This window comes from Paenibacillus sp. OT2-17 (assembly GCF_009827695.1).
In the GTDB taxonomy this organism is placed as follows: domain Bacteria; phylum Bacillota; class Bacilli; order Paenibacillales; family Paenibacillaceae; genus Paenibacillus; species Paenibacillus polymyxa_B.
The window spans coordinates 19,336-33,672 of sequence record NZ_WUDQ01000018.1 but is presented as its reverse complement, the minus strand read 5'-3'; the positions used below and the strand labels follow the sequence as shown (position 1 = coordinate 33,672).

Annotated in this window: 15 protein-coding genes; 10 read left to right on the top strand and 5 right to left on the bottom strand. The window is 46.1% G+C overall.

Features of this window, described 5'->3' with window-relative positions:
• From GRP75_RS06615 to GRP75_RS06590, 6 genes are all read left to right on the top strand, one after another.
• On the top strand, positions 1-1,046 hold a 1,046-nt coding region (locus GRP75_RS06615), incomplete at its 5' end, for a cysteine protease StiP family protein (RefSeq protein WP_160788893.1).
• Entirely contained in the window at positions 1,043-1,879 is an 837-nt protein-coding gene (locus GRP75_RS06610) for an HAD family hydrolase (RefSeq protein WP_023987200.1), read from the top strand. The genes GRP75_RS06615 and GRP75_RS06610, both read left to right, overlap by 4 nt.
• A 17-nt stretch (positions 1,880-1,896) precedes the next feature.
• Positions 1,897-2,928, top strand: coding sequence for an ATP-grasp domain-containing protein (locus GRP75_RS06605; protein WP_076161246.1), 1,032 nt, complete (start codon positions 1,897-1,899; stop codon positions 2,926-2,928).
• A gap of 58 nt (positions 2,929-2,986) precedes the next feature.
• Complete coding sequence (locus GRP75_RS06600; RefSeq protein WP_068938757.1) at positions 2,987-3,667, top strand: hypothetical protein; 681 nt, start codon at positions 2,987-2,989, stop codon at positions 3,665-3,667.
• Between the two features lie 97 nt (positions 3,668-3,764).
• The gene (locus GRP75_RS06595; RefSeq protein ID WP_023987203.1) at positions 3,765-4,865 is read left to right on the top strand and encodes a toxic anion resistance protein; all 1,101 of its coding nucleotides are present in this window, start codon (positions 3,765-3,767) and stop codon (positions 4,863-4,865) included.
• A gap of 335 nt (positions 4,866-5,200) precedes the next feature.
• Entirely contained in the window at positions 5,201-5,746 is a 546-nt protein-coding gene (locus GRP75_RS06590; RefSeq protein WP_023987205.1) for a hypothetical protein, read from the top strand.
• A gap of 265 nt (positions 5,747-6,011) precedes the next feature.
• On the opposite strand, the gene GRP75_RS06585 is transcribed toward GRP75_RS06590, so the two are convergent.
• The 4 genes from GRP75_RS06585 to GRP75_RS06570 all read right to left on the bottom strand — a co-directional run bounded on the left by GRP75_RS06585 (position 6,012) and on the right by GRP75_RS06570 (position 10,110).
• Positions 6,012-6,392: a DUF3899 domain-containing protein gene (locus tag GRP75_RS06585; RefSeq protein ID WP_160788892.1), complete on the bottom strand. Its 381-nt coding sequence runs from the start codon at positions 6,390-6,392 to the stop codon at positions 6,012-6,014.
• Positions 6,392-8,035 carry a peptide ABC transporter substrate-binding protein gene (locus GRP75_RS06580; RefSeq protein WP_160788891.1) on the bottom strand — a complete coding sequence of 548 codons (1,644 nt, stop codon included), beginning with the start codon at positions 8,033-8,035 and terminating at the stop codon, positions 6,392-6,394. The genes GRP75_RS06585 and GRP75_RS06580 overlap by 1 nt, the downstream gene beginning before the upstream one ends.
• Positions 8,036-8,231: 196 nt before the next feature.
• A complete protein-coding gene (locus GRP75_RS06575) occupies positions 8,232-9,182 on the bottom strand; it encodes an ABC transporter permease (RefSeq protein ID WP_023987209.1) in 951 nt (316 codons plus the stop codon).
• A 1-nt stretch (position 9,183) separates the two neighbouring features.
• On the bottom strand, positions 9,184-10,110 hold the full coding sequence (locus GRP75_RS06570) for an ABC transporter permease (protein WP_160788890.1): 927 nt from the start codon (positions 10,108-10,110) through the stop codon (positions 9,184-9,186).
• 317 nt (positions 10,111-10,427) lie between these two features.
• Between GRP75_RS06570 and GRP75_RS06565 the strand changes: the two genes are divergently transcribed.
• From GRP75_RS06565 to GRP75_RS06550, 4 genes are all read left to right on the top strand, one after another.
• Positions 10,428-11,195: an amino acid ABC transporter substrate-binding protein gene (locus GRP75_RS06565; protein ID WP_028542078.1), complete on the top strand. Its 768-nt coding sequence runs from the start codon at positions 10,428-10,430 to the stop codon at positions 11,193-11,195.
• 40 nt (positions 11,196-11,235) lie between these two features.
• Positions 11,236-11,895, top strand: a complete 660-nt coding sequence (locus tag GRP75_RS06560; protein ID WP_023987212.1) for an amino acid ABC transporter permease — start codon at positions 11,236-11,238, stop codon at positions 11,893-11,895.
• 15 nt (positions 11,896-11,910) lie between these two features.
• On the top strand, positions 11,911-12,663 hold the full coding sequence (locus tag GRP75_RS06555; RefSeq protein ID WP_028542079.1) for an amino acid ABC transporter ATP-binding protein: 753 nt from the start codon (positions 11,911-11,913) through the stop codon (positions 12,661-12,663).
• Positions 12,664-13,080: 417 nt separating this feature from the next.
• Positions 13,081-13,689: a TetR/AcrR family transcriptional regulator gene (locus tag GRP75_RS06550; RefSeq protein ID WP_160788889.1), complete on the top strand. Its 609-nt coding sequence runs from the start codon at positions 13,081-13,083 to the stop codon at positions 13,687-13,689.
• 130 nt (positions 13,690-13,819) lie between these two features.
• Here the strand turns inward: GRP75_RS06550 and GRP75_RS06545 are convergent, their stop codons facing one another.
• Positions 13,820-14,107 carry a DUF6809 family protein gene (locus GRP75_RS06545; protein ID WP_025720873.1) on the bottom strand — a complete coding sequence of 96 codons (288 nt, stop codon included), beginning with the start codon at positions 14,105-14,107 and terminating at the stop codon, positions 13,820-13,822.
• Positions 14,108-14,337 lie beyond the last annotated feature (230 nt).

The following is a 14,337-nucleotide window of genomic DNA, read 5'->3' as shown; positions in this document are numbered from 1 at the left end:
GCCGGGTTACGTTGGAAAAAGGGATGGAGGATCGTGAAGAGGCGATTCAGTCGGGAGTCCATTATTCAGAAATGCTGCCAGTGGAATACGAGCCCACAGCAGAGTATATTGCACTGTTTCACGAAACGCTTGCCCAATCTGCCAAAAAGGTTGCATTAGCGGCAGCTTCTGTGGCTGAGATGATTGTGAGAAAAAGAGGCCTGAACACGGCGATTGTTTCTCTTGCCAGAGCAGGGACGCCCATTGGTATCCTGATCAAGCGTTATATTGACTGGAAGTATGGCGTATCCTTGCCGCATTACAGCATTTCTATTATTCGTGGCAAAGGCATTGACCGGAATGCGATTTTATACATTTTACAGCAGCATGGACTGGAGATTGAACTTCAGTTTGTCGATGGCTGGACGGGGAAAGGGGCGATTCGCCAGGTATTGATTGAGGCCTGTCGTGAGATGAACGCGGATTACGGGTTGCGTCTAAATGATGATCTGGCGGTGCTGGCCGATCCGGGCAGATGTTCAGAAACCTTTGGTACACGAGAAGATTATTTGATTCCAAGTGCTTGTCTGAATTCGACTGTATCAGGTTTGATGAGTCGGACGGTATTACGCGACGATCTCATAGGCCCTGACGATTTCCATGGGGCCAAATTTTATGAATCCTGGCGGTCAGTGGATCAGTCCAATACGTTTGTGGATACGGTATCCGGGTACTTTCAAGACGTGGCTGAAACGGCCGTTGCATACGCTGAACAAATGACATTGAATCCGCCTGCGGTGACATGGCAGGGCTTACGGGATATTGAGGCGATTCAGCAGGCATTTGGTATTCGGGATATCAATTTGGTCAAGCCCGGAGTGGGGGAGACGACTCGTGTACTGCTGCGCAGAGTGCCGTGGAAAATTCTGATTGACCGCGAAGATAATCCGAATCTTCAGCATATTATGCTGCTGGCAAAGGATCGTGGAGTGCCTGTAGAGGTATTTGAAGGATTGACTTATTCCTGCTGCGGAATTATCAAGCCGCTCAAGGGGGGACAAGAATGATCTACGCAAGTGATCTGGATCAGACACTGATTTACTCCAAACGTTCGCTTGGCGTACCGCTGGAATCCCCTGGTCTGTTGCCTGCGGAACAGATAGACGGGGCGACGTCGGCTTTTATTTCTGAACAAGCCCTGCAATTGCTAAAGACACTGCCTGAAGATGTGATGTTTATGCCCGTGACGACTCGGACGATAGAACAGTATAGACGAATCACTGTGTTTCAGACGGAGTTGGTTCCCGCATATGCCGTGACGAGTAATGGTGGAAACATCATCGTCGGAGGCGAGGTGGATCGAGAGTGGAATCGGCGTATTCATGAACAAGTACGCCGTGATGGTGCTCATGCGGAAGAAGCTCGTCAGGTGTTCGGACAGGTGCTGGATGAAGACTGGGTCGTAAACGAACGCTTTTGCGACGAGTTATTCTATGCTTTCATGATTGAACGGGATCGTATGCCGCTGGAACAGGTGCTGGAGAAGGCACGAATCATGCGTGAAATGGGCTGGGAGGTATCCATTCAAGGTCGTAAGATATATCTGGTGCCTGCGGCTGTGAATAAACAGGCAGCCGTGGAGCATATCCGTAATCTCACGAATGGAGGGGCTGTGGTTGCGTCCGGTGACTCTTTGCTGGACCGTTGTCTGCTGGACTATGCCGATTATGCGATTGCTCCCCGTCATGGTGAATTGTATCGGGAACAGCTGCGGGATAAGCTGGAGGTCAATTACCGTTTTACAGAAGTGTCGGGGGTGTATGCAGCGGACGAAATCATGGCGTATGTTCATGCAATACACCGGAGTGTGTTCGCAGCTCAAACTTCATTTTCAGAATAGATAGGGGACGTGGCTCTGTGAAGAAGGTTAAGGTGTATTTTAATCGCTGGTTTTCAGTGGCGTATCATTATATGAATGCTATTCGTAACAATGAGGACGGTATTCCGTTCGAGATCTATGCGACACACTCAGATCCGCAGCACATGGCGCTACAGGCCAGTGATGTGGCTGAAGTAGAGCCTCGCACCAGTGGTGTGGAGTACGCACAATTTTGCGCTGATTTTTGCAAGCGGCACGGAATTGATGTCTTTATCCCACGGTGGAATATGCTCGATATTAGCAAGCATCTTTATTTGTTCGATGATATTGGGACAAAAGTGATGGTATGCCAAGATACCGAACTGCTGGAGCAACTGATGGAAAAGGATTTGTTTTATGAATCCATTCGTCAAAAGGACATTGTCACGATTCCCGATTATGCCATTGCCAGCAATGCCGAGCAATTTAAACAGGCATATGAGTCGTTAATAGCACTTGGACATAAGGTATGCTTCAAGCCATGTAATGCAGAAGGCGGAATGGGCTTTCGTATCATCGACAATGAACGTAATCCGCTGGAGGAACTGTTCGGCCATGCGCTGAATCATATTTCGTTCGAGGAAGCACACCGCGTATTGTCATCCACAGAATCATTTCCCAATCTGATGGTGATGGAGCTGCTGGAGGGATACGAATACAGTATTGACTGCCTGGCTGACCGGAACGGAAAGCTGCTAGCGGCGGTTCCGCGTAGGAAGGCAGGAGGACGATTACGGCTGCTGGAGCAGCATCCCGAGCTGTTGGAGGTGGCACAGAAGGTCGCTGAGGCGTATCACATTCCGTACAATTATAACATTCAGGTAAAATATAACGGCGAGCATGCCAAGCTGCTAGAGATCAATCCGCGGATGTCCGGAGGACTTCATGTATCATGTTTGTCCGGTATCAATTTTCCTTATCTAGCGGTGAAATCGGCTTTGGGTCATGAGATCGGTTCACTTCATCCGCAATACGACATTTTAGCCAGTCATATCGAGCAGCCAATCACCATACGTAAATCCGTACATTGACACACACAAATATTGTTTTCTACAATATGGTAAGGGTTTACGTCAGGAGGTACAAGCTATGACGTCAAAAATGTGGGGTGCCACGATTGCTGTGGTTAGCTACCTGATTGCGCTTTTACTAAGTTTTTGGTTGCCACTGTTTGTGTGTTTGGCGATTCCGATCATTGGTTTGGGAGGATACAGCGCCATCATGGCTGTTCGCCATCCTCGCCCCAATCTGACCGGTTCCGTGATTCCGGTGGTGCAGGAGCAGGTCGCTGAGACACATCAGCATGAAAAGGAAGCTGCCGTTCGACCGGAGTCTATGACAGGACAAGTACGTCAACCAGATCAGGTGAGCAGTGAATTTGCTCAGGTGATGGAGTATTTGGAGGTACTGGAGGATATGGTGATCTCCGAGGGACAGAAGGATGCGCTTGATAACGAGATCGTCGAGAAGGCGCTGGCTCTATTTGCACGTTTGCAGCGGGTCATTCCACTTTTGCATGAACTGAACAACAGCGAAGTGAATCATACGGTTCGGAGATTGATTTTGAAGGATTTGAACGGACTGATTAATCCATTTCTTCGGCTCAGCGGCGATGCGAAGCGGACCAACCGGAGGACATTATTAAACGGATTACGGGATGTGGACAGTAAAATATCAGTAATTGTATCTACGGTGGAGCATAAGGATCTGTTGGAATTACAGAGCAAAGCGGAGCTTATTCACCAGCGATATAGCAGTTCCGAATTGTAGGCGATTTTTTGAGAAAATAAAAAAGTAGCAGTATAGCTGCTCTGAATAACAACGATTAGACTTGGGTAACAGTTGTTTTCAGAATAGGAGGTAGCGTATGGCGACCCCATGGGCTGAATTGAAAAAAGAAGATGAACAAAAGGTGACTGAGGAGGCTTCACAGCTGATTCAGAAGGTATCACAAAGCGATGTCATGAGCCTGGATACCTTAATGGATGATATCGGTAAGCTGGGGGTTAAAACGCAGGAACGTGCGGGGCAAACCCTTAAAATGCTGGATCGTCCGGTAAACGACCTCATGTCCGGTGATCGGGCTGAGGTATCCAATATGATCTTAAAGCTGCGTGATGAATGCGAAACGCTCCAGCAGAGCAAAAATGTGAGCTTTTTTGGCAAGCTCCTGCGTAAAAGCCCGTTAAAGAACTACATTTACAAGTATCAGTCGGTGAAGACGAACATCGAGAAAATCATTACTGCCTTGAGAGATGGTAAGGATAATCTGGAAGAAAACATCGTCAGCATGAGACAGTTGAAGAAGGCTTCCATTGAAGAAATCTACAATTTACAGACGAAGATTGCCTTTGGTAATCGCTTGAAAGAACTGTTTGAGACCGAGATTGCCAAGCCGGAAAACGAAAACCGTAAGCCACATCTGGAGCGGGGATTGCGCAAGGTGGTTACTCGTACACAGTCGATGACAGAAATGATTTTGTTATACAATCAGGCGATTGCAGCAACAGATATTATTAATGATAACAATGATAAACTGATTGATTCTGTAAATAATGCGATTGATAAAACATCGAATCTGATCACTGTATCGGCTATGATCGCGATGGCGCTGGCGGATCAGGATAAAATCATTTCAGCCGTCGATGCGACCAACCGTACGATTGAAGATCAATTCAAGGAAAATGCAAAGCTTCTCAAAACGACGACCGAGAGAACGACAGATCTGCTTAGCAAGCCTTCTATGTCACTGGAGGCTGTGAATCAGGCGATTGGTGATTTGGTATCTGCTTTGGATCTGTCTGAAAAATCGAATCGCCAAATTATTGAAAGCTGCCATGATTACACAAGTAAAATGACAGCAATCAATGCCAACCTTAGCCAACGCTTGGGGATCGAAGGGAAAGAACCATCCAAAACACTGAAGGATAGCAATTCTTCTGAGGGTTTAAGCTCGTTTTTGAACTGATGACAATGTAGAATAATAGACCCAATCTATTAAAAGACGCCGGATGACTCCGAAAGGCGTCTTTTTTGGTTTGGCAGCAGCTAATAAAGGACATGATGAACATACATAGCATTCTCGTGCATAAACTCTTAAAAAGCGAATGACAAAAGGAGAGAGCGAGCGTATGATGTCCTTTATTTTAGGGTGTGTGATTGTCTATTTACTCGTGGCTGCCAGTAGCGAAAAAGCAGATTCAATTGTGGAGTTAAATGATTCTGTGAAATAAAATTTTTTATTGAAAATCATGTATTTTCTGATAGGATAGAGTTAAATATTGGAATCCCAAAGGAGAATGCATGCTGGAATTTTCATTTGAAATCATCGACGAATCGAAAATCAACATTGTATATCAGTATGGAAGCAGCAACTTCAATTTTAATTTATTTTTTAACTACGGTGTGTGGACGCTGCATCCATTTGACGGGATTCTGCTCCAGAACAAGGAAATGTGCCGTCTGATCGTTACGGATCTGTTTAAGAACAAAGATTTTCATGTCATGCTGGCGCGTGAAAATATTTTATTGTCAACCTTGCGTACCTCTATTGATCTCAATCCTGAAACTCGGGGAGAGCGATATCAGGAACAGGAGTTTGATGAGCTGTCTGATTTTGCTGAGACACACAGCTTTGAAGAGGTACTGCAAATCGAGCAGGATTCCGTCCGCGAACGTATGGATTTCTTCCAAAACATCATTCAAAAAATGTATATGGAAGGATTCGGCCCGGAAGACAATGATTTTAACAAGGTACAAGCTATTCTTCGCATTTATAAGGCTGCACATGACCAACTCGGAGAATTGAGCGACTTTCCCCTGAGAGGCGACGAACGACGCAGATGGTAGATTTATTGAAACAAAAAAGGGAGAGTCCCACGAACTAGCTCCGCGGAACTCTCTCTTTTTTGTATTGTCTAGGGGTTAGGCCAAGTTAAATCACTTGGCCCACTAATCTTTCCACTCCTGCACACCTCTAAAACGTATAGAAGCTCTACGGCGGTTGCCAGCGGAGCGGGCAGAATTGTTCTGAAGAAGCGTAGCGTTCGCGATCGGAAGAACAATCTGCACGCGCAGCGCCCACCAACCGCAAGAAAGCTTTCATACGCCCTAACTAACTTATCCCCATTAATATCATCGAGCAAAGTATAAGCCCTGTCCCGCACCCCGAAGTGTATACCTTGAGATGGCGGAACATGGATGTTTTCCAGGCTGACAGAGATTCATCGGAACGCAAACGCTCATTTTCCTCTCGTAATGCCTTGGATTGACGAATGAACAACTGTCTGATGTCGGCAAATCCCCGCAGGAAGAGGGTTAGAAAACCGCTTTGCAGAACGTGGAAGATTGCACCGATCACCAAGCCCAGCAACCCCAACAGGAATAACAGATTTGCAGTAGCCATGTTTTCACGACCATACAAGAGATGGGGGATGGCGTACAGAAATCCTAAGGTACCGACAATCAGGGCAGTGATCCCGAAACGTAAAACCATTATTTTTCGACCCGTTTCGCAAAGCGCAGGTCTGGGTTCGAACGAGCATCAAATACGATACCTTGAATCTTAGGACTGATTAATGCAGTGTCCGCAGAGAACTGGATCGGAATAATCGGCAGATCTTCCATCAATACGTCTTCTGCCTGATGGAGCTGTTCAAAGCGTTTTGCCGGATCAAGCTCAAAGGTTGAGGATTCGATCAGTTTGTCATACTCCGGGTTGCTCCAGTTGGTAAAGTTGTTCGAATTTTTGGAAGTGTAATGCCCCAATACGCCAAGTGGATCCAGGAAGTTTCCTTCCCAGCCCATACGGGCGATCTGGAAGTTCTTCTGTTTAAAGGTATCAATGTACGTTTTCCATTCCTGATTCTCCAACGTCACTGCAACGCCCAGGTTCGTTTTCAGCATTTCCTGAATCGCTTCAGCTACTTTTTTATGCTTGTCCGAAGTGTTGTATTTGAAGGTAATCGGTGGCAGCTTGGTCAAACCTTCTTCTTTCAGACCTTCGGCCAGCAATTGTTTCGCTTTTGCAGCGTCAAACTCATAGTATTTTTTCGGTGCTTCATCACGGAAGTCTTTGCCGGATGGCGTTGTTGTTCCGTATGGAACATAACCGTAAGCCGGAGTTTCGCCACCTTTGGTTACGCTGGTAGCCAGTGCTTCGCGGTCAATCGCGTAGGCGATGGCCTGTCTGATTTTTTTATTGTCAAACGGCTTTTGTTTTACGTTAAAAGAATAGGTGTACACACTGAAAGATGGATGCGACAGGAATTCCTTGTTGCTCTTTTCCTGATCCAGTGTATCCACGGGAAGGCTCAAAATCAGATCCAGATCGCCCGTTTTATACATTTGATAATAAGTTGTGGAGTCTTGAACCATTTTAAAATTAATCGTTGCCATCGTAATGGCATCTTTGTTCCAGAATTGATCGTTTTTAGCCAGCGTAATTTGCTCGTTATGTTTCCATTCCTTGGCTACATACGCACCGTTGCCGACAATTGTGCCCGCTTCAGCTGCCCATTTGTCATTTTTCTCAACAACCGATTGGTTTACTGGCAGATAGGCATGACCCACTGCGATCGTTGGGAAGAAGCTCAGCGGTGATTTCAGCTCAACTACAAGAGTTTTATCATCTTTGGCTGTAACACCCACGTCTTCAATTTTACCTTTGCCTGTGTTGTACGCTTCGGCACCTTTGATGTAGTAGAGGGCAGAAGGATCGTAGGCAGCTGTTTTCGGATTCAGTACCCGTTTCCAGGAGTATTCAAAATCCTTAGCTGTCAGTGGGTCACCATTCGACCATTTTGCACCATCACGGATAGTAAAGGTGTAGGTTTTGCCGTCAGGAGATACATCTACTTTGCTGGCAGCGCCTTCTACGATTTTACCGGCCTTATCGTATGTATACAGCCCTTCATACAAGTTATCAATCACAAAGTAGGACGTTGTATCTGATGCGAAAGCAGGGTCTAGCGTATAAGGCTCCCCACCTGCCAGATTGGCAGTAATTTCTTGCGGGATATCTGCTTGAGGCGTAGCGGACGGGTCGTTGCTTGCTGTTTTGTCCGAAGTACCCGAGCATCCAGCTAAAGCCGTTACGGCCAAAAGTAAGATGATCGTCATCCAATGCATTTTTTTCATCGTGGTTTTCCTCCATTACTGTGATTAGTTATGCCAAAAATAAGGTACACCGTACCGGGATTTATTCATCCTCCTTTCCCGCAGGTATGCCGCGTGTGCGCACTTCGATAAAGGAACTGCCGTTTTTCCTGCGGTTAGGCGAGAAGCTGCGGATCATGGTGACACCCCTCCTTGTCCAATTTGGATCTCTCTGTTGTTAATGTTGTGAGCGCGGGTCAAGTGCATCCTGAAGTCCATCTCCAAGTGTATTGAACGCCAGCATGGTGAGCGATATCATCAGTCCGGGGAAAAATAGGCGCCACCATTGACCGCTTAAAATAACGCCAAGTGAATCGTTAGCCATCGTCCCCCAGCTGGCCGAAGGAGACTGAATCCCCAGACCGAGAAAGCTCAGGAACGATTCGGCAAAAATAGCCGACGGAATAGTGAACGTCAAATTTACAATAATGATTGCCGCTGCGTTCGGTAGCAAATGTCTGAAGATAATACGTGAATGAGATGTCCCCAAGCTGCGGGCTGCTAACACATATTCTTGCTGCTTCAGCTGTAAGATTTGCCCACGCACTACACGGGCCATACCGACCCAGCCAGTAATAGATAATGCAATAATCATCGTGAGTAGGCCTGGCTTCATAATGACGAGCAGCAGAATGATGACCAGCAGATAAGGAATACTATACAAAATTTCAATAATACGCATGAGAATGCTGTCGATCCGGTCGCCCGTTTTACCGTGCCCAGCACAATAGCCAGCAACACAGCCGACGAGAATGCCAAGCACCAAATCAATGGCGGCAGCGGCAAAGCCGATCATGAGTGAAATTCTAGCACCGGCCCATGTCCGTGCCCATACGTCCCTCCCCAGATCATCCGTGCCAAACCAGTGCTCTCCCGAAGGAGAAAGATTCGTCTTCAAAAGGGATTGATCACTGGGTGCATAAGGAACCATGGAAGGTCCAATAATCGCCAGCACAATAATAATAATAAGTAGAGAAAGCCCCAACAGAGCAAGCTTGTTGTTAAAAAGTCTGCGTAGCCGATCTCGCCAGGGTGATTCTTTGGGTCTGGTCAACGTGGGAGTGGGGATCTGGCTGCGGTCTACAAGACTAAACAGGCTGTCCTTTTCGACAGTAGGTGCTGCTTTCATGTTAATCTCCTTTGCTGTCTAATTTGATTCGCGGATCGACAAGGCGATAGGATATATCAATTAAAAATAAAGTAACGACCAGAATGGCACTGTAGAAAATGGTCGTCCCCATAATCACTGGATAATCCCGATTAAAGATACTATCTACGAAGTATTTACCGATGCCGGGAATGGCGAATATTTTTTCAACGACAAAGGTACCTGTAATAACGGAAGCGAATAGCGGTCCGATAAAGGAAAGCACCGGAATCAACGCATTACGTAATCCGTGACGAATGACTACTGCCCAAGAGGACAACCCTTTTGCTTTGGCAGTGCGTATGTACTCCTCATGCATGACTTCCAGCATGCTCGTCCGCATAAAGCGGGCGATAACGGCAAGCGGTGAAACAGCGAGAGCCAGCGAAGGAAGCACCGTATGCTGCCAGGTTCCCCATGAGGCGACCGGAAGCAGGTGCCATTGGACAGCAACATACTTGATTAACAGCGGTGCCAATATGAAGCTGGGTACGGAAATACCAACAATGGCGATAAACATCGAGATATAATCCAGTGGTCGATTATGGTGTAGAGCAGCCAGCGTTCCGAGCGAAATACCGGCAATAATCGCGACCACGATGGATTGAATACCCAGCAATGCAGAAGGTGGAAAACCTCGGGCGATGAGCACATTGACGTCCGTCGTTTTCGATTGAATAGACGGGCCCATATCCAGCACTAGCAGATTTTTTAGATACAGCACATACTGCACAGCGAGCGGCTTGTCCAGATTGTACCTGGCACGCATGTTTTGCAATACCGCTTCCGGAATGGTTTTGGAATCGTTCGAAAATGGATCACCCGGAATGATGTGCATGATGATAAACGTTAAAGTGACGATAATCCACAACGTTATGAACATCGTAAAAAGACGCTTTAAAATGTACATGGGGCTTTATTTCTCCTGTCTATCAAGCTGATTTACATACTATTGCTGCTGAAAATTTAAAATGAATAAAAGTATATAAGAATACTAGGAAATAATAAGACGGTTTAGGTGACATGTCAAGGTAAGGTTTTACATTATAGAACAATGGTCAAATTTTCGTCACAGGTTTCCATTTATATAAGGCTAAGATTCCGCTCATTCCTCTCGACGAGTATCCTGCGGTGTGTTATGATGATACTCTGATAACGTGTTAACGAACTAAAGCGTTTGCCACCTGTTCTTGGATACGGGGGTCACCATTGTTGGAGGGGAATAAGATGAGAAAAGCAGCCATGTTTACGATGTTAATTGGATTGATGATGATCGTGTTGGCCGGATGTTCCGGCGGTAAGGATGACAGTAAATTGATTATTGGAATTGATGATAAATTCGCCCCGATGGGCTTTAGAGATGAAAATAACGAGCTGACCGGCTTTGATATTGATTATGCAAAAGCGGCCGGGGAACAAATGGGTAAACAGGTGGAATTTCAGCCGATTGACTGGTCTGCCAAAGAATCCGAGCTGAACAGCGGACGTATTGATCTCATTTGGAATGGATACACCATTACGGATGAGCGTAAGGAAAAAGTGCTGTTCACGAAGCCATATCTGAAAAACAGTCAGGTGATTGTCATTCCGGCTACTTCCAGTCTTTCCAAGCTGGCTGATCTGACGGGCAAAACGGTCGGACTCCAGACGCTGTCTTCAGCAGCCGATGCATTGGATGCAAATCCGATCAAAAGTAAATTGAAGCAAGTGTCCGAGTTCCCGGATAATGTTCTCGCTTTGACAGACTTGAAAACCGGACGTCTGGATGCGGTTGTCATTGATGAAGTCGTTGCCAAGTACTATATGTCGAAGGAACAAGGGACGTATAAGCTGCTTGATGAATCACTGGCCCCTGAGGAATACGGTATCGGTGTGAAAAAAGGGAATGAAGAGCTGTTGACGCAGCTGCAATCCGCTTTGGATGAGCTGCACAAGAACGGAAAAGCTGCTGAAATTTCGAAAAAGTGGTTTGGTGAAGATAAAGTATTAAATTAATACGTAGTGTATTGAACTAAGGGTTTAGGAGTCGAAGGTCATGAGTATGGAATACATTTTACGAATTATGAAGCCTATGCTTGAAGGGGCACAGATGACGGTTATTTTATTTTTCATCACGCTCATCTTGTCTATTCCATTGGGTTTTATCGTTACGTTGCTGGCCAAAAGCCGGATTAAGCCAATCGCCTGGCTGATGCATACGTACATTTATGTTATACGCGGCACACCGCTTTTGCTGCAATTATTGTTCTTTTGTTTTGGTCTGCCGATGTTGCCTGTCATTGGGGAGTATCTGGTATTGGACCGGACAACGGCTGCGGTACTGGCATTTGTACTGAATTATGCAGCTTATTTTGCAGAAATTTTCAGAGGCGGGATGTTGTCGATTGATAAAGGGCAATACGAGGCTTCGCAAGTGCTGGGCTTGAGCAAGTCGCAGACGCTGATTAGAGTCATTGTGCCGCAAATGGTACGGATTGCTTTGCCTGCGGTAACCAATGAGGCGACAACACTGGTAAAAGATACGGCACTACTGTATGCAGTAGCGGTACCGGAACTGCTGCATTTTGCCAATACGGCTGTAAACCGTGATTTCTCGATTGTACCTTATGTTGTAGCGGCGGTTATTTATTTGTTGTTAGCTTTGGTGCTGACGCTATTCTTCAGGGCGCTGGAAAAACGTTTTAAATTCGAGTAAAAGGAATGTCGAGATATGAATACTAATGCAATAGAAGTTACCGATTTGAAAAAATCGTTCGGCAAGCTCGACGTTCTGAAAAGAGTGAGCTTTAACGTTAAAGCGGGCGAGGTTGTAGCCGTCATCGGTCCTTCAGGTTCAGGAAAAAGTACCATGCTCCGTAGTTTGGTGCACCTGGAAGATGTGACGGGCGGGACGATCCGCATTCATGATAAAGCACTGGTGGAAAACGGTCAGTACGCTCCGGCAGGTGATATTAAGGGCATTACTACCGGTATGGGCATGGTGTTTCAGCATTTTAATCTGTTCCCTCACTTGACGGTGCAGGATAATCTGGAGCTGGCTCCGAAGCTGGTGAAAAAGGTGAGCAAGGCTGAACTGCGTCGCCAAAGCGCTGAGTTGCTGGCTAAAGTCGGATTGGCAGATAAAGCAGATGCGTATCCATCCCGACTGTCGGGAGGACAGAAGCAGCGTGTGGCGATTGCCCGGGCAATGATGATGAACCCTGATATTTTACTGTTCGACGAGCCGACCTCGGCCCTTGATCCCGAGCTGACGGGTGAGGTGCTGCGGGTTATCAAAAAGCTGGCTGAGGAACATATGACGATGGTCATCGTGACCCACGAGATGAACTTTGCGAGAGATGTGGCGGATCGTGTCATTTTTATGGATAATGGCGAAATTGCAGAATCCGGTACACCAGAGCAGATTTTCAACAATCCGCAGCTGGAACGGACGAAGGTGTTTTTGAATCGGGTGGGGGATTAAAAATAGTTACTGGTGGTGCGGGGAGGCGCTGTGCGTGCAGATTGTTCTTCCGAACGCACACGCTTCTTCAGAACAATTCTGCCCGCTCCGCTCACCGACCACCTGTGCCGCAACAAGTTTTTAAGCAGGAAGTGTGGGGGAAGAATAAAAGCAAGGGAGATGGCAAGCCGCCATCTCCCTTTTTGTAGTTGTAGGGTATGCGAAACGTGTAGCAACATGAGGAAATATAGAGAGAATGTAAGCTCTCAAAAAGCAGGTTTAACAAGGAGCAAAAAACCTTAATGATACTTATGTAAAAAGTCATGACGTCAAGCCGTATCCTCGTTTTTCACCTACGCACTTATTGGTTTGACGATCTGGTGGAATATAGGTTTCATTAAACGAATAAAAAGACAGACAACCGGGAGGTAAAAGATTATGCAAGACAAAGTGATGAACGACAGTCTAAAAAAGCTGCTTGAGATTGCCGAAGAGATGATTATGGAGAAAGGCTGTCGGGCGACGACACTACAGGATATTGCGGACCGCAGCGGACTGACTAAAGGAGCCATTTACCATTATGTCAAAAGCAAAGATGAATTGTTCGGTATGATTCTAGAGGAGGGAATGGCGAAAACCAATCAGCGCTTTTTTGAATCTGTCGCCCGGACTCCCGCAGGACCAGAAGGAATCAAGTCCCCGCTTAACACCTTAACTGAACGGCTTCGTAACATTGGTAGTGGGGACAGCGCTGCCAGCCTGATTTTTATTTATCTACTCAGCCAACAGGATAAGCCCGCCGTGGCTGGCATTCTGAAACGTTATCATGAAGCATCTATCCTCACTGCCAAAACGTGGATCGAAGTCGGACAGCAGAATGGAGCTATCCCTATTTCAATCGATGCGGACAGGACAGCTCGGATGTTCACCGTGTTCAAGAACGGACTGCAAGTTCAGCATAACATAGTGACCGATGGCGATAAAATCAACGAACTGGAAATTTACGAGTTCTTGATGAATGCGCTGGGGGGCGTAGGCAGAGGCTAGGGAGCCCCTCCATTCGTTTTGTTATCCCCGGATTTTTAATTTTATTTACTGAGGAAAAATCTAGGGATAACAGCGATCGGAAGAACAATCTGCATGCGTAACGGGCTCACCACCATAACTCCTCCATCATCTATCTATTACGATCAACAATTTCTTTGTCCTCGCTAAATACTTCAATCATCGTTAATGCCCCCGCCCGGTACCCGTGAATGAATGCTGCTGCGGAGTGCAGGGAAGTTGACTCGCTTAATAAATCAAACATGACTTCAATTGACTCAAACTCGACTGCTGGTAATTTGCTTTTCAACATCTCCATGAGATCACTAATTTTTTGATTCACTTTTTGAGATTCAGGGTCGGTTGAATTTATCTGTTCACTAGGACGCCATTTGCCATAATACATATCCTCCAAAATCATTTTTTATCATACCTCCTTATGAAAAGTTAAGTGTTTTTCCTCACGTGAATCGAGAATTCCCTTATGTACTGCTAATCACCCAAGTACATTTTACAGCATGAGATGGATGTATATTGATATTTATGCGTTATTTGCATAAAGTTTTTATAAGTTGAGTTGAAAATGTACCTGAGGCGCCACTACGCGTTTAAGTGGTGCTTTCCCTCGCTGTAATTATTCGTTGAATCGTC

Bases quoted from the DNA above. Each gene is read 5' to 3' on its own strand.
- GRP75_RS06575 (WP_023987209.1), bottom strand. From the start codon at position 9,182: ATGAAAGCAGCACCTACTGTCGAAAAGGACAGCCTGTTTAGTCTTGTA.
- GRP75_RS06550 (WP_160788889.1), top strand. From the start codon at position 13,081: ATGCAAGACAAAGTGATGAACGACAGTCTAAAAAAGCTGCTTGAGATT.
- GRP75_RS06600 (WP_068938757.1), top strand. From the start codon at position 2,987: ATGACGTCAAAAATGTGGGGTGCCACGATTGCTGTGGTTAGCTACCTG.
- GRP75_RS06580 (WP_160788891.1), bottom strand. From the start codon at position 8,035: ATGAAAAAAATGCATTGGATGACGATCATCTTACTTTTGGCCGTAACG.
- GRP75_RS06565 (WP_028542078.1), top strand. From the start codon at position 10,428: ATGAGAAAAGCAGCCATGTTTACGATGTTAATTGGATTGATGATGATC.
- GRP75_RS06590 (WP_023987205.1), top strand. From the start codon at position 5,201: ATGCTGGAATTTTCATTTGAAATCATCGACGAATCGAAAATCAACATT.
- GRP75_RS06595 (WP_023987203.1), top strand. From the start codon at position 3,765: ATGGCGACCCCATGGGCTGAATTGAAAAAAGAAGATGAACAAAAGGTG.
- GRP75_RS06555 (WP_028542079.1), top strand. From the start codon at position 11,911: ATGAATACTAATGCAATAGAAGTTACCGATTTGAAAAAATCGTTCGGC.
- GRP75_RS06545 (WP_025720873.1), bottom strand. From the start codon at position 14,107: ATGATTTTGGAGGATATGTATTATGGCAAATGGCGTCCTAGTGAACAG.
- GRP75_RS06610 (WP_023987200.1), top strand. From the start codon at position 1,043: ATGATCTACGCAAGTGATCTGGATCAGACACTGATTTACTCCAAACGT.
- GRP75_RS06560 (WP_023987212.1), top strand. From the start codon at position 11,236: ATGAGTATGGAATACATTTTACGAATTATGAAGCCTATGCTTGAAGGG.
- GRP75_RS06585 (WP_160788892.1), bottom strand. From the start codon at position 6,392: ATGGTTTTACGTTTCGGGATCACTGCCCTGATTGTCGGTACCTTAGGA.
- GRP75_RS06570 (WP_160788890.1), bottom strand. From the start codon at position 10,110: ATGTACATTTTAAAGCGTCTTTTTACGATGTTCATAACGTTGTGGATT.